This window comes from Microbacterium sp. NPDC055357 (genome assembly GCF_053644835.1).
Genome location: NZ_JBSHLZ010000010.1, coordinates 42,023 through 64,110, shown reverse-complemented (window position 1 = coordinate 64,110; position 22,088 = coordinate 42,023). Strand labels below are relative to the sequence as shown.

Annotated in this window: 17 protein-coding genes and 1 other RNA gene; 8 read left to right on the top strand and 10 right to left on the bottom strand. The window is 69.1% G+C overall.

Going from position 1 to position 22,088, the window contains the following annotated elements:
* A complete protein-coding gene (locus ACWICD_RS12490) occupies positions 1-1,713 on the top strand; it encodes a bifunctional 3'-5' exonuclease/DNA polymerase (protein ID WP_376125714.1) in 1,713 nt (570 codons plus the stop codon).
* 7 nt (positions 1,714-1,720) lie between these two features.
* Here ACWICD_RS12490 and ACWICD_RS12485 read toward each other — a convergent pair whose 3' ends face one another.
* From ACWICD_RS12485 to ACWICD_RS12475, 3 genes are all read right to left on the bottom strand, one after another.
* Positions 1,721-3,415, bottom strand: coding sequence for a DUF4012 domain-containing protein (locus ACWICD_RS12485; RefSeq protein WP_376125717.1), 1,695 nt, complete (start codon positions 3,413-3,415; stop codon positions 1,721-1,723).
* A gap of 73 nt (positions 3,416-3,488) precedes the next feature.
* Positions 3,489-4,163, bottom strand: coding sequence for an LPXTG cell wall anchor domain-containing protein (locus ACWICD_RS12480; protein ID WP_376125720.1), 675 nt, complete (start codon positions 4,161-4,163; stop codon positions 3,489-3,491).
* Between the two features lie 142 nt (positions 4,164-4,305).
* Complete coding sequence (locus ACWICD_RS12475) at positions 4,306-4,980, bottom strand: LPXTG cell wall anchor domain-containing protein (RefSeq protein ID WP_376125723.1); 675 nt, start codon at positions 4,978-4,980, stop codon at positions 4,306-4,308.
* A gap of 144 nt (positions 4,981-5,124) precedes the next feature.
* Between ACWICD_RS12475 and rnpB the strand changes: the two genes are divergently transcribed.
* An RNA gene (gene rnpB, locus ACWICD_RS12470) (RNase P RNA component class A) lies at positions 5,125-5,494 on the top strand.
* 133 nt (positions 5,495-5,627) lie between these two features.
* Here rnpB and ppgK read toward each other — a convergent pair.
* On the bottom strand, positions 5,628-6,389 hold the full coding sequence (gene ppgK, locus ACWICD_RS12465; RefSeq protein ID WP_376125726.1) for a polyphosphate--glucose phosphotransferase: 762 nt from the start codon (positions 6,387-6,389) through the stop codon (positions 5,628-5,630).
* A gap of 110 nt (positions 6,390-6,499) precedes the next feature.
* Here ppgK and ACWICD_RS12460 point away from each other — a divergent pair, with 110 nt between their 5' ends.
* The 3 genes from ACWICD_RS12460 to ACWICD_RS12450 are packed head-to-tail and all read left to right on the top strand — an operon-like array spanning position 6,500 to position 11,101.
* Complete coding sequence (locus tag ACWICD_RS12460; protein WP_376125729.1) at positions 6,500-6,727, top strand: SPOR domain-containing protein; 228 nt, start codon at positions 6,500-6,502, stop codon at positions 6,725-6,727.
* Positions 6,728-6,729: 2 nt separating this feature from the next.
* A complete protein-coding gene (gene glnA / locus ACWICD_RS12455) occupies positions 6,730-8,067 on the top strand; it encodes a type I glutamate--ammonia ligase (protein ID WP_376126117.1) in 1,338 nt (445 codons plus the stop codon).
* Between the two features lie 10 nt (positions 8,068-8,077).
* The gene (locus tag ACWICD_RS12450) at positions 8,078-11,101 is read left to right on the top strand and encodes a bifunctional [glutamine synthetase] adenylyltransferase/[glutamine synthetase]-adenylyl-L-tyrosine phosphorylase (RefSeq protein ID WP_454140355.1); all 3,024 of its coding nucleotides are present in this window, start codon (positions 8,078-8,080) and stop codon (positions 11,099-11,101) included.
* Here the strand turns inward: ACWICD_RS12450 and ACWICD_RS12445 are convergent.
* Together ACWICD_RS12445 and glnA (ACWICD_RS12440) are read right to left on the bottom strand one after the other, a co-directional pair.
* Positions 11,092-12,147, bottom strand: coding sequence for an alpha/beta hydrolase (locus ACWICD_RS12445; protein ID WP_454140354.1), 1,056 nt, complete (start codon positions 12,145-12,147; stop codon positions 11,092-11,094). The two genes, ACWICD_RS12450 and ACWICD_RS12445, sit on opposite strands and share 10 nt — an antisense overlap.
* Before the next feature lie 98 nt (positions 12,148-12,245).
* Positions 12,246-13,670, bottom strand: a complete 1,425-nt coding sequence (gene glnA / locus ACWICD_RS12440; RefSeq protein WP_376125738.1) for a type I glutamate--ammonia ligase — start codon at positions 13,668-13,670, stop codon at positions 12,246-12,248.
* A gap of 134 nt (positions 13,671-13,804) precedes the next feature.
* Here glnA (ACWICD_RS12440) and ACWICD_RS12435 point away from each other — a divergent pair, with 134 nt between their 5' ends.
* Positions 13,805-14,239 carry an RDD family protein gene (locus ACWICD_RS12435; protein ID WP_454140353.1) on the top strand — a complete coding sequence of 145 codons (435 nt, stop codon included), beginning with the start codon at positions 13,805-13,807 and terminating at the stop codon, positions 14,237-14,239.
* Positions 14,240-14,245: 6 nt separating this feature from the next.
* Here ACWICD_RS12435 and ACWICD_RS12430 read toward each other — a convergent pair whose 3' ends face one another.
* Positions 14,246-14,953 carry a DUF4191 domain-containing protein gene (locus ACWICD_RS12430; RefSeq protein ID WP_376125747.1) on the bottom strand — a complete coding sequence of 236 codons (708 nt, stop codon included), beginning with the start codon at positions 14,951-14,953 and terminating at the stop codon, positions 14,246-14,248.
* 122 nt (positions 14,954-15,075) lie between these two features.
* Here ACWICD_RS12430 and ACWICD_RS12425 point away from each other — a divergent pair, with 122 nt between their 5' ends.
* On the top strand, positions 15,076-16,419 hold the full coding sequence (locus ACWICD_RS12425) for a hypothetical protein (RefSeq protein WP_376125750.1): 1,344 nt from the start codon (positions 15,076-15,078) through the stop codon (positions 16,417-16,419).
* Between the two features lie 12 nt (positions 16,420-16,431).
* Here the strand turns inward: ACWICD_RS12425 and sucB are convergent, their stop codons facing one another.
* The 3 genes from sucB to ACWICD_RS12410 form a co-directional block, all read right to left on the bottom strand.
* Positions 16,432-18,123: a 2-oxoglutarate dehydrogenase, E2 component, dihydrolipoamide succinyltransferase gene (gene sucB, locus ACWICD_RS12420; RefSeq protein WP_454140352.1), complete on the bottom strand. Its 1,692-nt coding sequence runs from the start codon at positions 18,121-18,123 to the stop codon at positions 16,432-16,434.
* Between the two features lie 64 nt (positions 18,124-18,187).
* Complete coding sequence (gene lpdA, locus ACWICD_RS12415; RefSeq protein WP_376125755.1) at positions 18,188-19,561, bottom strand: dihydrolipoyl dehydrogenase; 1,374 nt, start codon at positions 19,559-19,561, stop codon at positions 18,188-18,190.
* Complete coding sequence (locus ACWICD_RS12410; protein ID WP_454140351.1) at positions 19,558-21,030, bottom strand: leucyl aminopeptidase; 1,473 nt, start codon at positions 21,028-21,030, stop codon at positions 19,558-19,560. Before ACWICD_RS12410 ends, lpdA begins: the two co-directional genes overlap by 4 nt.
* Before the next feature lie 84 nt (positions 21,031-21,114).
* Between ACWICD_RS12410 and ACWICD_RS12405 the strand changes: the two genes are divergently transcribed.
* On the top strand, positions 21,115-22,035 hold the full coding sequence (locus tag ACWICD_RS12405; RefSeq protein ID WP_376125760.1) for a proteasome assembly chaperone family protein: 921 nt from the start codon (positions 21,115-21,117) through the stop codon (positions 22,033-22,035).
* The last annotated feature ends 53 nt before the right edge of the window (positions 22,036-22,088 follow it).

The following is a 22,088-nucleotide window of genomic DNA, read 5'->3' as shown; positions in this document are numbered from 1 at the left end:
GTGACGGGCGCTGACGCCCCCGCCTGGATCGTCGTCGGCCGCGCGGGCGACGACGTCGGCATCGTCACGCTCGACGCCGGGGGAACAGAGCTCGAACGGCTCACCCTGGCCCGGTCCGAGTTGGGCACGTGGGTCGCCGCGCAGGAGCGTCTGGGCCATCCGCGCTGGGTGTGGAGCGACACGCCTGCCTGGTACGCACCGCTTCTCGGGAGCGGCGTGCGCGTCGAGCGCTGTCACGACCTGCGCCTGTGCCGCGCGATCCTGCGGGACAGCGAACTGGTGACGGATGCCGCTTCGCGGGCACCGTCGCCATGGGATGCCGCCCCGGTGCCGGTCGATGACACACCGGCGCTCTTCGACGTCGTCGACACGGCGGCATCCGCCCTGCCCGACCGGCTCGACGCGGCGCGCGACGAGCTGCTGCGTCAGCGCGCCGCGATGGCGACCTCTACCGACCCCGCGCGCCTGCGCCTGCTGACCGCCGCGGAATCGGCCGGGGCGCTCATCGCGGTCGAGCTGCGTGCCGCGGGAGTTCCGTGGGACGCCGCCGAGCACGATCGCATCCTGACGGGAGTGCTCGGCCCGCGCCCCGCGAGCGGCGGATCGCCCGCCCTCGTCGTGCAGGCGGCGCAGCGCGTGCGTGAGGGTCTCGGCGATCCGCACGCGAACCTCGACTCGCATCCCAAGCTGCTGCGGGCCCTCCACCGCGCGGGTGTGCTCGTCACGTCGACGAGCCGCTGGGAGCTGGCCGAGCACACGCATCCCGTCATCGAGCCGCTGCTGGAGTACAAGAAGCTCACCCGGCTGCTGTCGGCCAACGGCTGGGCGTGGCTGGACGAGTGGGTCGCTGACGGCCGCTTCCGGCCGGTCTATGTGCCCGGGGGCGTCGTGACGGGCCGGTGGGCGTCATCGGGCGGGGGAGCGTTGCAGCTGCCGCGGCAGCTGCGCGCCGCCGTGCGCGCCGACCCGGGCTGGAAGCTCATCGTGGCCGACGTCGCGCAGCTCGAGCCTCGCGTGCTCGCCGCAATGTCGCGCGACACCGCCCTGGCGGCTGCGGCGAACGGTCGCGACCTGTACGAGGGCATCGTCGACGGCGGCGCCGTGCCGACCCGCGCCGAGGCGAAGCTCGCGGTCCTCGGCGCGATGTACGGCGCGACGACGGGGGACTCGGGCCGTCTCGTGCCGCGACTGCGTCGCGCATACCCGCGAGCGATGGGGCTCGTCGACGCGGCAGCCGCGACGGGCGAGCAGGGCGGCGTCGTGTCGACGTGGCTCGGCCGCACGTCACCGCGCCCGTCGGCCGAGTGGGCCGATGCGCAAGCGCGCGCGAGCGATGACGGCGCGTCCGCCGGTCAGCAGTCGCACGCTCGCCGAGCGGCGCGCGACCGCGGGCGCTTCACGCGCAACTTCATCGTCCAGGGGACGGCCGCCGAGTGGGCGCTGGCCTGGCTGGCCGAGATCCGCCGGCGCCTCGCGGCGATGCCCTCGGCGACGCACGCTCCGGCTCCGCGGTCCGGCGCCGTGTTCGCGCGCACACCGCACCTCGCCTTCTTTCTGCACGATGAGGTCATCGTGCACGCGCCCGCGGCGATGGTGGACGACGTCTCCGTGGCCGTCACGGATGCCGCGGCTGCGGCGACCCGGCACCTCTTCGGCGACTTCCCGCTGGATTTCCCGTTGGATCTGCGCGTCGCCGACTCGGCGCAGGAGTAGGGCCGGGTCAGCGGCAGGTGGGGGTGTAGTCGCTCACGACGAGCTCTCGCATGAGCGGCGTGTGCAGCACCGTCGGCGATGAGGCGTGCGCATCCTCCGCGATGAATCGGAATTCCACAGCGCTCGATTCGCCGGGCGCCACGGTGATCCTCGCTCTGCTCGCCGCGTAGGTGTCATCCTCGGCCTCGACCGAGGGCACGATCTCGCCATCGACGGTCACACCTCCGAAGAACGCCGTTCGTGGTGCCGCCGCCGTGACGTCGGTCGCGATATGACCGGGTGGTACGCCTTCGATGCCGCCGCCCGTGACCCACCACGGCCAGTCCGCGGCTGTCGGCGGCGCCGTGTTGGTGAGCGTGACGGCGATCGAAGTCTCTGCACGACCGTCGCTGCGACACATGACCTCGCCCGCCTGGATATCGACGTCGAGGTTGCTGCTCATCTTTCCCGTCGTCGCATCGTTGAGCCAGACGGCGTACGCGGCGTCGCCGGCTGAAGCCAACCGCGAAGACGGCCCCCCGAACTCCGTGCCGGCGATCACAGCCTGCTCACCGGGATCCGGGCTCCACAGCGAGATCCGTCCGTCGCGAAGCGGCGACATGAGTCGCTCGGCCCACGAGATCGGATCCGCGCCCTGCGTGAGCGCACGCGAGATCGCCGCGCCCACGACGACCCTGTGGAACTCCGTCTGCGCGTCACGGTCGAGCTCGAAGTAGCTGTCGACGAGCATCTTCTGCACGAGGTCTTCGCTGGCAAGCTCCGATCCATCGGCGAGGACGAGTGGATCGGACGTGAGGAGGGCCGCGACCGCGGGCACGTCCAACGACAGCACGAGGTCGGGAGCCTCGCCCGAGTACTCCTCCCACCACGCGCTCGCGAGCTCCCCGGTCAGGGCGAAGTCCGGCGTCATCGAGATGTTCTGGACGTAGCGCTCGAAGACATCGCCGTAGAGCTCGCCCGACGGATCCGACGCCTCGATGACCGGCTTCGACCTGCCCTCGAAGGAGGACGAGTCCGCTTGATCCACAACGGTGATCTCGCCGCCGTCCGATCGCAGGAGGACGAACGACCCGGCGACACCTCCGGCGGTCCGCAGCTCCGCACTGTTCTGCAGCATGACGAGGATGGTGCGCGGCTGATCGGCACCGAGGGCGCGGGGCAGCACGTCAGCGCTCTGGGCCAGCGTCGTGACGAGCGGCACGGCGGCTCGGGTGAAGCTCCGGATCGCCGTGACGCCTTCCGTGACCTGGTCGATCAGGTCGTCGCCCGGCACCGCACGCAGGTCGCCATCGGCCCTGGTGAAGGCGTCGGCCGCGTCACGCAGCGGTTCCCGCGCCTGCGCGAGCAGCTTGACGGAGGAGACGGTCGAATCCGAGGCGGTCGCCGACGCCAATTCGAGCAGCGGCTGCCCTGTGCGCGACATCTCGGCGAGGCTGTGCGAAACGAGACGGACTGCCGTCATGTTCGGGCCGAGCATCGGCACGGCCTCTGCCAGTCGCCACACCGGATCGCCCGTCAGAGACTGCGCGTGGGCGGAGTGGGTGTGAACACGGCCGACGAGCTGCTCCAGGCGATCGACATCACGTGCGTCCGCGGCTTCGCCAACCGGACCCATGAGCTCCATCATCGATTCGAGCTCGTCCTTGACCAGGACTGCGCGGACGCCGACCCACACGACTGCCCCGACGAGAAGCACCGACACGGCGACGCATGCTCCGACGATCCAGCGTCGCGAACGAGACGGCGTCCGCGTGCGCGACGACCGTCCGGAACGCTCAGGCACGCGCGCGGCGCCGGTGGATCGCCAGCAGGCCGAGCCCGGCGATCGCGACGAGCGCCCCACCGATCCCGAGGGGGATCACCGCGGCGCCGACTCCCGTCGCCGGCAGCCCCGCAGAGAAGACGGCAGGTCGCGGGCCGAGCACGCAGTTCGGTGACGCATCGGGGTAGGACAAAGGCACCGCCAGTTGCGGATTGACCTCGATGTACGCCGTGATCGGGCCACGTGTCCAGCCGAAGTTCGCGTCGGTTTCCCGCCACTCGCCGCCGGGCAGCTGCTCCCAACCGGGCCATCCGGTCGCCGTGCCATCCGAACCGACGGATGCCCCAGGCCACAGGACTCTCCCGGCGAGCCTGTCGTCGACCAGCTCTCCGAGTGGAATCTCGACGGTGTTCCCGCCCCCGGCCAGAACCATCGTGGCGGTCTTGTCCGTTGCGAGATCGTCCGGATCCGTGAGCGCGATCGAGAAGTTGATCCACGGCACGTCCGCCTCGCATTCGCCCACCGCGGTGGAACCTGCAAGCGTCGGCGCCGTGGGTTCATCCGGCGTGTATCCGTCGGCGTCTGCGACCGGCGCTGGACTCGCTTCGGAGTCCTGGGCGGCCGCAGTGAGTGGTCCGGTGATGATGAGTGCCGCTGCGATCGTCGCTGCAGCCATGATCGTTCGCATGGTCGCCTCCCCAAAGGCTTCGCGACCGCAACGCGTTTCCCCTCCGCGCGCGGTGCACCACAGGCTACTCCTGTTCGGCGCGATTGTGGCTGTGACTTCGCCGTACGAGCTGGTCCGTCGCGGCGCGGTGTGCGAAGACGTCTCAGACGCGACGGCGGCGCTGCATCACCAAGAACCCCACGCCGGCCAGGAGCGCGATCCCACCGACGATCGCGATCGGCATGACCGCCGCGTCGAGCCCCGTCAGGGGAAGCTGCGCGGGGGATCCGTCGCCGTCGGTGAGCGGCAGGCTCAGGCACTCCGGAGTCGACAGCGGGTACGACAGCAGCACGGCGAGTTCTGCATCGGCACGGATCACCGAGCGGATGTCATCGCGGGTCCAGGCGTAGTTGCCATCGGTCGCGACCCATGCGCCGTCGGCATTCTGAACCATTCCGGTCCAGCCTGTGACGGCACCCGACGCGTCGACGGTGGTTCCGGGCCAGAGCACGCGACCGCTCACACGGTCGTCGACGAACTCACCGAGATCCAGGGTGACCCGTTCGACGCCGTTGGTGATCTCGAGTTCCGCCGCGGTCGTCGTGGCCACACCCTCAGGGTCGTGCCGGACGACGTCGTAGCCGATCCACGGCACACCCTGCACGCATTCACCGGTGACGACGGTTCCCGCGAGCGAGGGCTCCGTCGGCACACCCGGCGTGTAGCCCGCATCGATGTCGACAGTGATCGTGACCGGCGCGTTGCTCTCGGGTTCATCGGCGAAAGCCGCGAGAGGTCCGACCAGAATGAGTGCTGCTGCGACCGTCGCAGTAGTCATGATTTTTCGCATGCCTGTTATGCCTCCCCAAAGGCTGACGACCACGGGGCGATCCCAGTTCGCTTCCGTGGTGACCCACAGGCTATCGGATTCGGAGCCGGTGAATCGGCATTTTCACGAGGAAGGTAGAATCATTCCTGCGAATGGGTCGGCTGGACGGTCGCGTCGCGCACGGTTCGCCGTGTCGCGCCGAGGAACGTCCGGGCTCCACAGGGCAGGGCGGTGGATAACACCCACCCGGAGTGATCCGCGAGACAGTGCCACAGAGAGCAGACCGCCCCGGCGCGAGCCGGGGTAAGGGTGAAAGGGTGGAGTAAGAGACCACCGGGTTCGCGGTGACGCGAATCGCACGGCAAACCTCGCCCGGAGCAAGGTCATACAGGGGATGATGACGCGGCCCGCCGAGTCCCCGGGTAGACCGCTGGAGCGGCACGGCAACGTGTCGCCGAGAGAGATGACCGTCCACGGGGCTTCGGCCCCCGGACAGAACCCGGCGTACAGGCCGGCCCATTCGCACCTGAACTGCCCACCGGTCCCTGAGCACGCACCGGTCCCTGAGCGCGCACCGGTCCCTGAGCGCGCACCGGTCCCTGAGCTTGCACCGGTCCCTGAGCGCGCAACCGGTCCCTGAGCTTGTCGAAGGGTCGTCAGCCCAGCGCGAGCGCAGCCGCGCCGATGATTCCGGCGTTGTTGCGGTGCACGGCCGGCACGATCGGCGTGTCGAGATCCAGCAACGGCAGAAAGCTGTCGGCGTGCTTCGACACGCCTCCGCCCACGATCAACAGGTCCGGGCTGAAGAGGGACTCGATGTGGCCGTAATACCACTGCAGCCGGCTCGCCCATTCCTTCCAGCTGAGGTCGTCGCGCTCCATCGCCGAATAGGCGGCATACGCCTCGGCATCCTTGCCGTGCTTCGCACGCTGGACATGCCCGAGCTCGGTATTGGGCACGAGCACGCCGTTGTAGAGCATGGCGGTGCCGATACCTGTTCCGAGCGTCGTGAGGATCGTGAGTCCGGCTTGCCCCTTCGCCGCGCCGTAGCGCAGCTCTGCGACCCCGGCGACGTCGGCGTCGTTCGCGAAGTGGATCTCGCGACCGAGTCCGTCCTCGAAGAACTTCTCCGCCTCGAACCCGATCCAGGCATCGGACACGTTGGCGGCAGACAGGGTGCGCCCGTGCTTGACGACCGCGGGGAAGGCCACGCCGAGCGCGGTGTCCTCGTCTCCGATCCCGAGCCGGTCGAGCACCTCACGAACGGCGGCCAGCACATCATCGGGCTCGGCTCCCGCAGGCGTCGAGACCTTGATGCGCTCGCTCGCGAGCGCTCCACGATCGAGATCGACGACGCCGGCCTTGATCCCGGTGCCGCCGATGTCCACGCCGACGGCCCGTGTCGCGAGTTCTGCCATGCCTGCCAGCCTATCCAGCAGCATCCGCCGCATCAGTAGGATCGACCATGGCGGATCCGTCCACACACGCCCGGGAATCCGGGCGCGGCCGCCCCATGGGAGGAGCCACGGTGTCCAGCGAGAACGAGAAGTACTGGTACAACCTCACGACGGGTGACGTGGAGAAGGGCTTCGAGTCTCCCGCGATCGACCGGGCAGGTCCTTTCGACACGGCCGAAGAGGCCGCACGGGCACCTGAGGTCCTGCGTGAGCGTTCGCGCGCGTGGTCCGAGGACGAAGCCCGCGAGGACGGCTGGGGTTCGGGGCAGAGCGAGTCCTCCGAGGACACCGGCAAGTGACATTGGACAAGCAGCGCGACTTCGTCCTGCGGACGATCGAGGAGCGCGGCGTCAAGTTCGTCCGGCTGTGGTTCACCGATGTGATCGGAACCCTCAAGTCGGTCGCCATCGCACCCGCCGAGGTCGAGGGAGCCTTCACAGAGGGTCTGGGGTTCGACGGGTCGGCCATCGAGGGTCTCACCCGTTCGTACGAGTCGGATCTGCTGGCACACCCCGACCCCTCGACGTTCCAGACGTTGCCCTGGCGCGGCGAGATCGATCCGACGGGGCGGATGTTCTGCGACATCACGACCCCCGACGGCCAGCCCGCCGTCGCGGATCCTCGGCACGTTCTCAAGCGTGCGCTCGCGAAGGCCGCCGATGCGGGCTTCACCTTCTACACGCACCCCGAGATCGAGTTCTACCTGCTGAAGTCCTCGTCCTTCGGGCCGGAGGGACCGGTTCCCGTCGACTCGGCGGGCTACTTCGACAACGTCCCCGGCGGCACGGCGCACGATTTCCGTCGCCGCTCCGTGCGCATGCTCGAAGACCTCGGCATCTCGGTGGAGTTCAGTCACCACGAGGGCGGCCCCGGCCAGAACGAGATCGATCTGCGCTATGCCGATGCCCTCGCGACCGCCGACAACATCATGACTTTCCGCACCGTCGTGAAAGAGGTCGCGATCGAGCAGGGCGTCTACGCGACGTTCATGCCGAAGCCCCTCGGCGGCAAGCCCGGCAGCGGCATGCACACGCACATGTCGCTGTTCGAGGGAGACCAGAACGCCTTCTACGAAGAGGGAGCGCAGTACCAGCTCTCCCAGGTCGGCCGACAGTTCATCGCGGGCCTGCTGCGTCACGCCAACGAGATCTCCGCCGTGACCAACCAGTTCGTCAACTCGTACAAGCGGCTGTGGGGCGGTGACGAAGCGCCGAGCTTCATCTGCTGGGGTCACAACAACCGGTCCGCACTCGTGCGGGTGCCGATGTACAAGCCGAACAAGGGTCAGTCCTCGCGCGTGGAGTATCGCGCGCTCGATTCGGCGGCGAACCCGTACCTCGCGTACGCGCTGCTGCTGGCCGCCGGACTCAAGGGCATCGAAGAGGGATACGACCTTCCGCCCGAGGCCGAAGACAACGTGTGGTCGCTGACGGACGCCGAGCGACGCGCGCTCGGATTCGCGCCGCTGCCGCAGAGTCTCGACCACGCCCTCAGCTACATGGAGGAGTCCGAGCTCGTCGCCGAGACGCTCGGCGAGCAGGTGTTCACCTACGTGCTTCTCAACAAGCGCAGGGAATGGCAGGAGTATCGCGCCCAGGTGACGCCGTTCGAGCTCAAGAACAACCTCGAGATGCTCTGACCGGTCACGCATGTCCGCGAGCGCACGCACATCGTCTCTGACCGCTCTCGCCCGGCAGGGGTTCGCTCGGCTCGCCGAGACGGATGCGCTGCTGCGCGAACTGCAGGCCGAGACGGGTCTCACGCGCGACGCGCTCACCTCGGCGGCGTCCGCCGCGGCCGATCCGGACGCCGCGCTCGCGGCGATCGCGAGCATCGGGCGCCGTGATCCCGACTCGGTGCGCGCGCTCATCGTCGACGAACCCGGCTGGCGTGCGCTGTGGGCGGTCGTCGGGGCGTCCGCGGGCTTCGGGGACTTCTTCTTCCGGCATCCCGAAGAGATCCTCCACCTGGCCGGGGGCGCATCCGCTCTGCCGACGGCGGGCGAGCTGCGTGCGGATCTGCTCGATTCCGTCGGAGACGTCGACGGCTTCGCGGCCGACGGCGACGAGGCGTCGTGGGTCGCGCTGCGCGTGCGCTACCGCCGGCAGCTCGCCCGGATCGCCGCATTCGATCTGCTCGACGAGAGCCCCGTCGATGCGGTTCCGGCGGTCGCGGCGACGCTGGCGGATGCCGCGGGTGCAGCGCTCGAAGCATCACTGTCCGTTGCCCGCACGCGGATCTCGACGGGGATCGCCGGTGCCGGGCTCTTTCCGCGCGAGCAGGTCGCCGCGACAGCGCTCGCGATCATCGGCATGGGCAAGGCCGGTGCGCGTGAGCTGAACTACGTGAGCGACGTCGATGTCATCTTCGTCGGCGGTGCCGACGACGACACGCTCGCCGAAGCGGGGGAGAGCCGCGTCGTCGACATCGCGACGCGGCTGGCCGTGCAGACGATGCGCGGCATCTCGGGCTTCGAGATGGAGCCGCCCCTGTGGGAGGTCGACGCCAATCTGCGCCCCGAGGGCAAGCAGGGGGCACTCGTGCGCACGCTCGAGTCCCACCTGTCGTACTACGACCGCTGGGCCAAGAGCTGGGAGTTCCAGGCCCTTCTGAAGGCACGCCCACTCGCGGGCGACGCGACGCTGGGCCAGGCCTACGTCGACGCCGTGCTGCCGAAGGTGTGGACGAGCGCTGCGCGCGAGAACTTCGTCGACAGCGTGCAGCGCATGCGCGAGCGCGTGACCGAGCACATCCCGCCCGCCGAAGTGCCTTTTCAGCTCAAGCTCGGGCCCGGCGGCATCCGCGATATCGAGTTCACGGTGCAGCTGCTGCAGCTCGTGCACGGGCTTGCGGATGATCGCATCCGCCAGCGCGGCACGCTCGAGGCGCTCGAGGCCCTCGTCACGGAGGGCTACATCGGCCGGGCCGAGGCCGCCGCGTTCTCTCGCGACTATCGCGAGCTGCGCTTGCTCGAGCACCGCATGCAGCTGCGCCAGCTGAGCCGCACGCACCTCATGCCCGATGACCCCGACGATCTGCGCATCCTGGCACGATCATCACGCCTGGCCGCGAGCGGTGACGCGCTGTGGAAGCGCTGGGAGGCCATCAAGCGCGAAGTGCGCGACATCCACGTGCGGTTGTTCTACCGGCCGCTGCTCTCGGCCGTCGCCGCACTGCCGGCAGACGAGCGGATGCTGCCCGAAGAAGGGCGCGCACTCTCGATCTCCCAAGCACACGACCGTCTTGCCGCGATCGGCTTCGCCGACCCCGCGAGTGCCCTCCGCCACATCACGGCGCTCACGAGCGGGCTCAGCCGCAAGGCGACGATCCAGCGTCACCTCATGCCCGTCATGATCCGGTGGTTCGCCGACGGCGTCGACCCCGATTACGGCCTGCTCGCTTTCCGGCGCCTGAGCGAAAGACTCGGGTCCACGCACTGGTTCCTGCGGATGCTGCGCGACTCATCGGGGGCGGCAGAGCATCTCACACACGTGCTCTCGGGATCGCGCTACGTGGCCGACCTCATGGAGTGGATACCGGAGTCCGCCGCGTGGCTGGACGACGCCGCTCTGCTGCGCCCGCGTTCGGCAGCGGTGCTCTTCGAGGAGGCGCGAGCGATCCAGACGCGACACGGCACGATCGCTGCCGCGATGCGCGCCGTCCGGGCGCTCCGCCGCCGAGAGCTGCTGCGCACCGCGATGGGCGCTCTCCGAGCCGATTCCGACGTCGCCGACGTCGCCGCGGCGCTCACGAACATCACCGACGTGACGATCCAGGCGACCTTGCGCGCCGTCCGTCGCGAGGTCGTGTCCGACGAGGACGACGCGTTCGAGTTCGCCGTCATCGGGATGGGACGCTTCGGCGGGGGTGAGCTCGGCTTCGGCTCCGACGCCGACATCATGTACGTCTACCGGGCCAACGGCGTCGACCCGCAACGCGCCCAGTCCCTGGCCGTGCGGATCGTCACGGCGCTGCGTGAGCACTCCGAGGATCACCGCATGCCCCTCGATCTCGACGCGGGCCTGCGACCGGAGGGGCGCAAGGGGCCCGTCGCGCGCTCCCTCGACTCGTACGCCGAGTACTACCGGCGCTGGTCGCTGTCGTGGGAGGCCCAGGCCCTCCTGCGCGCGCGCGGTGTGGCAGGCAGTCCCGACCTGCTGGCGGACTTCATGACGCTGGCCGACGACGTCCGGTATCCGGCATCCGCGGATCCGCAGGGTATGCGCGAGATCAAGCGGATCAAGGCGCGCGTCGAAAGCGAGCGGCTGCCTCAGGGAGCCGACCCCGCGCGGCATCTCAAGCTCGGTCCCGGCTCGCTAAGCGATGTCGAGTGGCTCGTCCAGCTGTTGCAGCTCGAGCACGCGCATGCCGTTCCCGGCATGCAGACGACGTCGACGCTCGGGGCGCTCTCTGCGGCGCGAGAGGCCGGTCTCGTGAGCGCGGTCGCCGCAGAACGACTCACTGCGGCCTGGCGACTGGCGAGCCGCCTGCGCTCGGCGAACACGCTGCTGTCAGGACACACGAGCGATCTGCTCCCGACCGACCGCAAGAAGCTCGACGGGATCGGCCGTCTGCTCGGCTACCCGCCCCGCGCGGCGACCGAGGTCGAAGAGGACTACCTGGGCGTCACGCGCCGCGCGCGCCGTATCTTCGAGAAGCTCTTCTACGGCTGATCCGACGCCGTGAGCTTGGCGAGCCACGCGATCGTGTCATCCAGCGCCTGCTGCGCCTCGGGCATGTCGAGATGGAACTGGTACTCGTGGGGGAGCGCCGGAGTGTGATCGGCGGGCCAGAACAGCTCGGTGACCTCGACACCGGCATCCTGCAGTGCCGTCGACATCGGGATCGACTGCAGCCACGTGAGGCCGTCGCCGTTGCCTCCGCTGATGTACGTCGGCGGAAAGTCCTCGGTGACGAAATCGATCGTCGACATCGTGGCGCCTTCGTAGGTCGCCGACCAGCTCTTCGTGCCCGTGTAGGCCCATAGGGAGACCTGCAGGCCCCACGCGATCAAGCCGTCGAGCTCGGCCATCGCCGGCATGTCATAGACGCCGCAGTTCAGGATGACCCCGATCAGCTGCGACGCGTCGAGCGAGGGCTCGATGCCCAGCAGCTGGGCATAGCGGTCGTTCGTCGTGAGCGTCGTGAGCTGGCTCGCGAGCTGGGCGCCGGCGGAGTCACCGGCCAGAATGATGCGGTCGGGATCGATCCGCAGCTCGGCCGCGTGCTCGTCGAGGTAGGCGAGCGCGTCATTGAGCTGCCTCACGGCCGTGGGGTAGGTCGCCTCCGGGCCGAGCCCGTAGTTCAGGGCGACGGCCGTGTAGCCCTCGTCGGCGAGGATGCGCAGGTAGGGGTCGACGTTCGCGGAGGATCCCGAGATCCATGCGCCACCGTGGATCCAGACGATCGTGGGAAGGGCCTCGCCTTCAGCCGCGACCGTGAAGACGTCGAGTGTCGTCGTCTCATCGCCCGGCTCGCCGTAGTGGATGTCGAGTGTCTCGTCGACGGGGCCGACGGGCTGGTGCCGCTCCATCTCTGCCGCGGTCGCTGTCCCGCCGCGCTCGAACACGGCGCGGATCAGCATGGCCGAGGGCCACGGTGTGATGGAGCCGACGACGCCGACGACGACAGCGATCCCGACGATGACCGAGAGCGTGATGAGGACGATGCGTCGGCCCCGCCTGCGTGGACGCGTCGGGGCAGCGGCGACGTCTGTCATTGTTCCTCCGGAGTAGGCTCCGGTCAGTCTGGCAGAGCCGAACGCACGAACCCGCCTTCCCCGGCCGTGTCAGGCGGGAAAGGCGGGTTCGATGACGTTCAGACGCCGAAGTACAGTTCGAACTCGAACGGGTGCGGCCGCGCGCTGATCGGGCGGATCTCGTTCTCGATCTTGTATTCGATCCACGTCTCGATGAGCTCGGGCGTGAAGACGTTGCCCCGCGTCAGGAATTCGTGGTCGGCGCGCAGCGCCTCGAGCGAGTCCAGCAGCGAGTTCGGCACCTGCGGGATGTTGACGGCCTCCTCGGGCGGGAGCTCGTAGAGGTCCTTGTCGACCGGCTCGTGCGGCTCGATGCGGTTCAGGATGCCGTCGAGACCGGCCATGAGCTGTGCCGCGAAGGCGAGGTAGGGGTTGCTCGACGCGTCGGGCGCGCGGAACTCCACGCGCTTGGCCTTCGGGTTCGCACCCGTGATCGGGATGCGGATCGCGGCGGAGCGGTTGCCGGCGGAGTACACGAGGTTGACGGGGGCTTCGTAGCCCTTCACGAGTCGCTTGTACGAGTTGAGCGTCGGGTTCGTGAACGCCAGCACCGCGGGTGCGTGCGCGAGCAGGCCGCCGATGTACCAGCGAGCCGTGTCCGAGAGCCCTGCGTAGCCCTTCTCGTCGTAGAACAGCGGCTTGCCCTCGAGCCACAGCGACTGGTGCGTGTGCATGCCCGAGCCGTTGTCACCGAACAGGGGCTTGGGCATGAAGGTCGCGACCTTGCCCCATTCGAGCGCCGTGTTCTTGACGATGTACTTGAACTTGAGGATGTCATCCGCCGAGCTGACCATCGTGTCGAACCGGTAGTTGATCTCGGCCTGACCACCCGTGCCGACCTCGTGGTGTGCGCGCTCCAGGTGCAGACCGGCGTCGATGAGGCGCAGGCTGATGTCGTCGCGCAGATCCGCCTGCTTGTCGACGGGGGACACGGGGAAGTACCCGCCCTTGTAGGGGGTCTTGTTCGCGAGGTTGCCCCCCTCTTCGACGCGGCCGGTGTTCCACGCACCCTCTTCGGAGTCGACGTGGTAGAAGCTCTGGTTCGCCGTCACGTCGTAGCGCACGTCGTCGAAGATGTAGAACTCCGCTTCAGGTGCGAAGAATGCCGTGTCGGCGATACCGGTCGATGCGAGGTACTTCTCCGCCTTCTTGGCCACCTGACGCGGATCCTTGCCGTACACCTCGCCCGTGCGCGGGTTGTAGATGTCGAAGACCATGATGAGCGTCTTCGCCTCGCGGAACGGGTCGAGGTACGCGGTCCCGACGTCCGGGATCAGCTGCATGTCCGACTCATGGATGCTGGCGAAGCCGCGGATCGACGAGCCGTCGAACAGCTGCCCCTCGGTGAAGAACTCCTCATCCACCGTCGAAGCGGGGATGTTGAAGTGCTGCTGCACACCCGGGAGATCCGTGAAACGGATGTCGAGGAACTTGACGTCCTCATCCTTGATGAAAGTCAGGACCTCGGATGGATCTTTGAACATTGACGCTCCAGAGTTAGGGCTTCGTTTCGTACCGCGAACGGGCCGGGCACGTCTGGCACGGTACCGCGCAGGAGTTGCCCTGCCATGACACCGGTGTTTCCGGCATGTTACGCGGTGCTCGGTAGGCTGGGGGCATGCCCGACGCACTTCCTGCCACTTCCTACCCCGGCGAAAGGCTCGGTCTTCCCGCCACCGGGCCCGGCAGTATCGCCAAGCTCGGTCGCCGCGTTCTCGCGCTTCTCATCGATTACGTCACGGCGACGATCATCGCCATCGCGTTCTTCGGATACGACCAGTTCGCACTGCCCGCCGAAGCCGGACTCACGATGTTCGCCCCCATGATCGTCTTCGCCGCCGTGCAGGTGCTGTTCATCCCCACGATCGGCGGCAGTCCCGGACACCGACTGCTGGGCATGCGCCTTCAGCTCGCGACGGGCGGGTGGACCGGACTGTGGCGTCCCATCGTGCGCACGCTGCTGCTGCTGCTGGTCATCCCGGCAGCGATCTGGGATGCCGACAATCGCGGGTTGCATGACAAAGCAGCGGGCACGGTGCTGGTCCGCGCCTGACGCTCGTCAGCGCGGGCGCGGCGCCCGGGCCTTCGTGGGGTCGATCCCCTTGGGGATCGGCAGCGAGGCGAGCGACTGCGACACCGAATCGACACGCTTGATGACAGCGGCCATCGTCGCTCGATCGATCGACTTCGGCAGCGACTTGATGGTCGGCGCCAGCTTGCTGATGGGCACTTCGTCTTCACCGTGGCCCACGTAGAGCACCGTGATCGGCACGCCCGAGGCGACGCGCTGCACCTTCATGCGCTCGTCGTTCACAAGGCGCGTGAGGCGCCCGCGGGCACCTTCGCCGATGATGACGACGCCTCCGCGGCCGATCGCGCGGAACACGGCCTCCTGCGTCTTCGGGTTCACTCCGACGGGCATCTCGCTGGCCTGCCACTTGCGCCCGAGCGACGTCGAGATGACGTGGCCCGCGGCCCCCGGCATCCCGTCGAGTCGCGTGTACATCGCGCGTGTCGACAACCGCGTCATCACCATGAGCGAGCCCAGGATGCCGAACATGAGTCCCGTGACACCCCACAGGATGACACTCCAGACTGCCGTCGGAGGGATGAGGAGTCCGACGGTGACGCCGATTCCGATGCCCACCAGCAGAATGCCGACGAGGAGGAAGGGAAGCCACCGGAACGCCTTCTGTGTGAAGACGTAGAGGGTGCGGATCTGCGAGAAGAAGCCGGGCCGCTTCTCGGGAGCGGTACTGCGGGCCATGAGACCCAGCCTACCTTTTCCGCTCCTGTGACCGTTCCTCCCCAACCCGATCGACCGGCGCATCACCCACAGATGCTCCGCTCGCCCCTCGGCGTCATCCGATCGCAGGACACACTTCTCGTATGCCGACCGCCGCGAACGAGCGCCTGCTCGAGCCCTACCGCGTCGTGCGACGTGTGACGGCGGGCGTGGACGCGCCGTGGCCGGGTACCCTCGTGCGTCTTGCCGACGGACGATCGCGCGTGCTCACCGATGCCTCGGTGTTCGACGACTCGTGGCCGGGGTGGCATGCCTCGGAAGGCGGTCACGTGCTCGCCTGCCTCGATATCGCGCGCCGCACGGATGGCCATGACGTCGTCCTTCCGGCGTGCCCGCGCCGCGTGGCGGACGCGCTTCGTCGCCGACGCGAAGCACGTGTCGAGCTCACGAACGGCGAGCGGGTGACGATCGCCGTCAGCGTGCTGCGCGGTATCGCCGAGCTTGCTCGGATCCCTCGCACGCTCGACGAAGCGTCGGTGACAGGGGAGTGGTGGCTGACCGACGCCGGCAGGCCCGTGCTGGCGACCGGGCTCTCCTCCGACGACGCGGTCGAGGCCTCGACCCGACTGCTCGACGAGCTCGCCGAGCCGTCGTCCCCCGTCTGGCACGACCTGATCGAGACCATCACCACCCGCGCGCTCACCGATCCCGCCGTCGCACGGCTCGAAGACGAGCTGTTCGCACTGGCCCGACCCGAGCCGCTCGGCGACGCGGTCCTCGCTGCGCCGTCCGCGTCGTGGCGTTCGGAAGCGTCATCGACAGCGCGCGAGCGCTCCGTCACGACACCGGCCGAGGCACGTGAGCGAGGCACCCTCTTCGACAGTCTCGCCCGACACGTCGACGCCGACGTCTCCGACCTCGTGTCGCGCACGACGACGCGAGTATGGCGGCGATGGCGCGAACGCGGCACCCGCACGCACGGGCGGCCGTGGGCCGTTGCCGCCGGCGTCGCGGGCCTTGTCATCGCCGTCGGTGCCTTCTGGCCCGGTGACGCCGAGCCCGTCGCGGCGAACACGCCCGCGGCAGAGATGGCCGACGTCATCGAGACGGGCGAGGTCGTCGAGACGGCCGATACGGGCGAAGCCCCGTCTCTCGAGAGCGCGCCGCCGTCAGAAGAGAGCACATCACCGCCCGAGAGCGCGGGCGACGATCACGCCTCGGTCCTGGCCCGCCTTCTGACCGCGCGCGACGCCTGCGGCTCGTCGGTGGAATGCCTCACCGAGGTGCAGACGGATCCGCGCGCGACGTTCTCCGCCGGGCCCATCGACCGCAACGCGAGCGATCGCAGCGTCACGCTGCTCGACGACTTCGGAGGTGTGGCCGTGCTGAGAGTCGACGCACCGGACGAGGCGTCTCAGCTCGTGGTCATCCAGCGCACAGACGACTCATGGCTGTTGCGCGACGTCTACGCCGCGCAACAGCCATGAGGATGCGTCAGATCAGGCGCCGAGCTGGCCCTCGAAGTCCGCCGCCTCGAGCCGGGACTTGACGGCCCCGAGGAAGCGGGCGGCGTCGGCTCCGTCGATGATGCGGTGGTCGTACGACAGCGCGAGGTAGACGTACGAGCGGATCGCGATCGCGTCCTTGCCGTCGACCGTCACAAGGCCGGGGCGCTTGACGACGATTCCGGTGCCGAGGATCGCGGACTGCGGAAGGAACACGACGGGCGTGTCGAAGAGCGCCCCGCGCGATCCCGTGTTCGTCAGCGTGAATGTGCCGCCGGCGAGCTCGTCGGGCTTGAGCTTGTTCTCGCGCGTGCGGGCTGCGAGATCGGCGATCTCACGAGCGATCTGCGCGATGTTCTTGCTCGCGGCGTCGCGCACGACGGGCGTGAGCAGGCCCCGCTCGGTGTCGACGGCGATCGAGAGGTTCTCGGACGCCGGGTACACGATGTCGGTGCCGTCGACCGTCGAGTTGACGACGGGGTAGGCCTGCAGCGCCTCCGCGGCCGCCAAGGCGAAGAAGGGCAGGAACGACAGCTTGTCGCCCGTCTTGGCGAGGAAGTCGGCCTTCGTGCGATCGCGGAAGGCGGCGAGCTTCGTCACGTCGACCTCGACGACCGTCGTCAGCTGCGCCGTCTGCTGCATCGAGGCGACAGCACGCTCCGAAAGCACCTTGCGCAGACGAGACATCGGCTGCGTCGTTCCGCGCAGAGGCGAGACCTCGAGCGGAGCGGGTGCGGCTGCGGGCGCCTCGGCGGCCGGCTTCGACGCAGCTTCGGCAGCCTTGAGCACGTCTTCCTTGCGGATGCGTCCGCCGACGCCCGTGCCGGTCACCGTCGAGAGGTCCACGCCCTGCTGCTGCGCGAGGCGGCGGACGAGCGGTGTCACATACGCGGGTGCATCGGCCGTGCTTGCCGCGGGGGCAGGCGCGGCGGGTGCCGGAGCAGCGGCCTGCGCGGCCGGTGCCGCTGCGGGCTCGGGCTTCGCCTCAGGTTCGGGCTTCGCCTCGGGCTCGGGGGCGGCAGGCGTCTCGGCCTGGGCAGCGCTCCCACCGTCGCCGATCTCGGCGAGCACGGCGCCCACCTCGACTGTCTCGTCCTCTTCCGCGAGCACCTTCTGCAGCACGCCGGCGTAGGGGGACGGGATCTCGGTGTCGACCTTGTCGGTCGAGATCTCGAGCAGCGGCTCATCGACGGCGACCTCGTCACCGACCTGCTTGAGCCAGCGGGTGACGGTTCCCTCGGTGACGCTCTCGCCGAGTTCCGGCAGCACGACCTGCTTGCCTTCGGATGCCGCCTGGGCGGGGGCATCCGACTGCGCGGGAGCCTCCGTGGCCGGGGCCTCAGCGGGTGCGGCCTCGGCGGGTGCGGCTTCTTGTGCGGCCGGCTCGGGCGCGGGCTCCTCAGCCGGCGCAGCGGCTTCGGGTGCGGCATCCGAGGATCCCGCTCCTGAACCGTCGCCGATCTTCGCGAGCACAGCGCCCACCTCGACGGTGTCGTCTTCTTGCACGAGGATCTCTTCGATCACGCCGCTGACGGGGGAGGGGATCTCGGTGTCGACCTTGTCGGTGGAGATCTCGAGCAATCCCTCGTCCGCCTCTACGGTGTCGCCGACGTTCTTGAGCCAGCGGGTGACCGTTCCCTCGGTGACGCTCTCGCCGAGCGCGGGGAGGACCACGGAAGTGCTCATGGGCTTGTCTCCTTCAGGATGACTGATGTCGTATCTAGCTTAGTGATGCCGATGCGCGCGCAGGTCAGAGCGCGTGCAGCGGTTTGCCCGCGAGAGCCAGGAACGCTTCGCCGAGCGCCTCGCTCTGCGTCGGATGGGCGTGGATGAAGGGGGCGATGTCTTCGGGGTGCGCCTGCCAGCCCACCGCGAGCTGACCCTCGGTGATCAGCTCGCCGACGCGGTCGCCGAGCAGGTGCACGCCGACGATGGGGCCGTCCTTCTGGCGGACGACCTTCACGAGGCCGCCCGTGCCGATGATCTCGCTCTTGCCGTTTCCGGCGAGGTTGTAGTCGTACGACACGATCCCGTCGGCACCGTGCGCCTCGACCGCCTGCGCTTCGGTCAGACCGACCGAGGCGACCTCGGGGTGCGAGTAGGTCACCTTGGGGATCTGCACGTCGGGGATCACTTCGGGTTCGAGCCCGGCGATCTCCTCGGCGACGAAGATCCCCTGCTGGAATCCGCGGTGCGCGAGCTGCAGGCCCGGCACGATGTCGCCCACGGCCCACACGTTCGCCACCCCCGTGCGCAGACGCTCGTCGGTCACGACGAAGCCGCGGTCGACCGTCAGTCCTGCCTCTTCGAAGCCGAGCCCCGCCGTTGCAGGACCGCGTCCGACGGCGACGAGCAGGTAGTCGGCCTCGAAGCTCTTGTCGTTCTCGAGCGTCACCGTCACGGCGTCGTCGGTCTGCGTCGCGGACTGGAAGCGGACGCCCAGCGAGTAGGCGATGCCCCGGCGACGGAACGCACGCTCGAGGCCCTTGCTCAGGGCGATGTCCTCGTTGGGCACGAGGTGGTCCAGCGCTTCGATGATCGTCACGTCGACGCCGAACGAGCGCCACACGCTCGCGAACTCGACACCGATGACCCCGCCGCCGAGGATGATGACGCGGTCGGGGATCACATCGAGCGCGAGAGCCTGTTCGCTCGTGAGGATGCGCCCGCCGATCTCGAGACCGGGAAGCGTGCGGCTGTAGGAACCGGTGGCGAGCACGACATCGGTGCCCCGGTAGAGGTCATCGCCGACTCGGACCGCCGGTCCTGCCTCGAGGCGTCCTTCTCCCGGGACGACCGTGATGCCGCGCGCCTTGATGAGGCCCTCGAGCCCCTTGAACTTCTTCGCGACGATGCCCTCGCGGTAGGCGCGCACGCCCTCGGGGTCGATGCCGTCGAGCGTCGCGCGCACGCCCATGCTCGCGGCATCCCGTGCCGTGTCGGCCACTTCGGCGGCGTGCAGCAGCGCTTTGGTGGGGATGCACCCGCGGTGCAGGCACGTGCCGCCCACCTTGTCCTTCTCGATCAGGGCGACGGTCTTGCCGAGCTCGGCAGCCCGAAGCGCTGCGGCGTAGCCGCCGCTGCCGCCACCGAGGACGACGAGGTCGAAAGTGTGGTCAGTCATCGTGTTCCCTCTCCCGCGATGAAGCGGATGAGCGACCGCACGGTTGCGGCGGTCGGTCCCTTGTCAGTGAATCCGTAGCCGGAGCCCTTGTTCATGCCGACGCCGGCGATGTCCAGGTGCACCCACGGAATGCGCGGCGCATCCGCGTCGTCGCCGACGCGTCCGACGAAGCGCTGCAGGAAGAGTCCTGCGAACATCGACCCACCGGCGGGGTCTCCGATCTTGGCGTTCTGCATATCGGCGATGGGGGAGTCGAGATCCTCGGCCATGTGCGCGGGCAGCGGCAACTGCCACGCGGGCTCGCCCACGGCCGCGGCGGCCGCGAGGTAGTCCGCCACCGCCTGGTCATCGCCCATCACGCCGGTGTGGCGCGTGCCGAGCGCGACGATGATCGCCCCGGTCAGCGTCGCGACGTCGACGATCACGTCGGGCTGGGTGCGGCTGGCGGCGACGAGCCCGTCCGCGAGGACGAGACGGCCCTCGGCGTCGGTGTTGGTGACCTCGACGCTCGTCCCGTCGAGCATGCGCAGCACGTCGCCCGGGCGCGTTGCCCTGCCGGACGGCATGTTGTCGGCGATGCAGAGCCACGCGCTGACTCGAACGGGAAGACCGATCGCCGCGACCGCGCGCAGCACCGCGAGCACCGTCGCCGCGCCGCACATGTCGTACTTCATACCCACCATGGACGCGGGCGGCTTGAGCGAGAGACCGCCGGTGTCGAACGTGATGCCCTTGCCGACCAGCGCCACGTGGCGCTCGGCGCCCTCGGGCGCGTACTCGAGCCGGACGAGGCGGGGCGGACGATCGGATCCCTGTCCGACGCCCAGGATGCCGCCGTACCCGCCTTCGGCGAGCTGCGTTTCGTCGAGCACGTCGACCGATACGCCGAGACCTTCCACGGCGGCGACGGCGCGCTCCGCGAAGTCAGCGGGACCGAGCCATTCCGCGGGGATCGAGACGAGGTCCTTCACGAGGGCCGCGGCATCGGCGATCGCCGTGATGTCGGCGATCTCTCCCGGTTCCGCCTCGGCCGTCCCGTGCACGACCACGCGCGACGCACGCGGCTTGGGCGCCTCGGACTTGTATCCCTTGAAGCGGTAGCCGCCCAGTCCGGCGCCCTCCGCTGCCGCGGTCCACAGCTGCGGGTCGGCGAGAGGCGCGGCGACGGCGACGTGCTCGAATCCGACGAGAGAGCGGATGCCGGTGCCCACCGCATCGCGCAGCGCGGCGGCATCCGGATCAGACCCGGTGCCCACCAGCGCGAGCGGCAGGCTGGTGCTCTCGGGAGCGGAGACCCGGGCGTACGAGCCCGGAGCGCCCGTGAAGCCGATGGACGACAACGCCTGCGCGAGCCCCGGCCAGTCGGAGAGCACATCGTCGTCCTCTATAGGAGGAAGTGCGAGGAGGAGGGCGTCGGCGTCGGCCTCTCGGATCGGATCGGTGCGGTATTCGAGGTCGGGGAACGACATGTCCTCCATCCTAGAGATGGCGGCGTTCGCTGTGAGCGGGATCGGCGCGACCCGCGCGTCGGACGCGACTCGTAGCATGGACGCATGCCCTCGCACGGTCCGCTCTTCGAGCGCTCGGTATCGGCGCCGCCGGTTCCGGCGAGCCTGCCGCTCGTCATCGCGCTGACCGGCTTCACCGACGCAGGCGGAGCGGTCGGTCAGGTCGTCGACCACTTCCGCGACACCCTGCAGCCGATCCCGATCGCGGTGTTCCTCAACGACGCGCTGCTCGACTACCGGGCGCGGCGCCCCATCATCTCGTTCGAACAGGACCATCTGACGGACTACCGTCCGGCGCGGCTCGAGCTCTCGCTCGCGCATGACACGCTCGGCCAACCGTTCCTGCTGCTTTCGGGCTACGAGCCCGATTTCTCGTGGGAGGCCTTCGCGACGGCCGTCGTCGCGCTGGCGCACGAGTACTCCGTGGCATCCGTCACCTGGGTGCACGCGATCCCCATGCCCGTGCCGCACACGCGCCCGATCGGCACGACCGTGAGCGGCACGCGGAAAGATCTGACGGAGGCGCACTCGGTCTGGCAGCCGCACACGCAGGTCCCGGCGACGGCCGGGCACCTGTTGGAGTACCGGTTCGCCGAGGCCGGGGCCCGCGTCGCCGGCTTCGTGCTGCTCGTGCCGCACTACCTCGGAGATACGGAGTACCCCGCCGCGGCCCTGGCGGCACTCGACAGCCTCACCGTCGCGACGGGCCTCGTCTTCGCCGGCGACGATCTGCGCGACGAGAACCGCGACTATCTCACGCGCGTGCAGGAGCAGGTGGCCGCGAGCGACGAGCTGTCCCGCATGCTCCAGGCGCTCGAGGAGCGCTACGACGCCTATATGGCCGGTTCGACCCTCGCCGCGCCCATGGTTCACACGGGCGATCTGCCCAGCGCCGACGAGCTCGCCGCCGAACTGGAGCGCTTCCTCGCAAGTAGGCCGAGCGGCGACGACGACACACGCGGCTGACGCGGGGAATGCTTCGGGGCCCCTCGGGGTTGACCCAAGGGCACCCTGTTGCA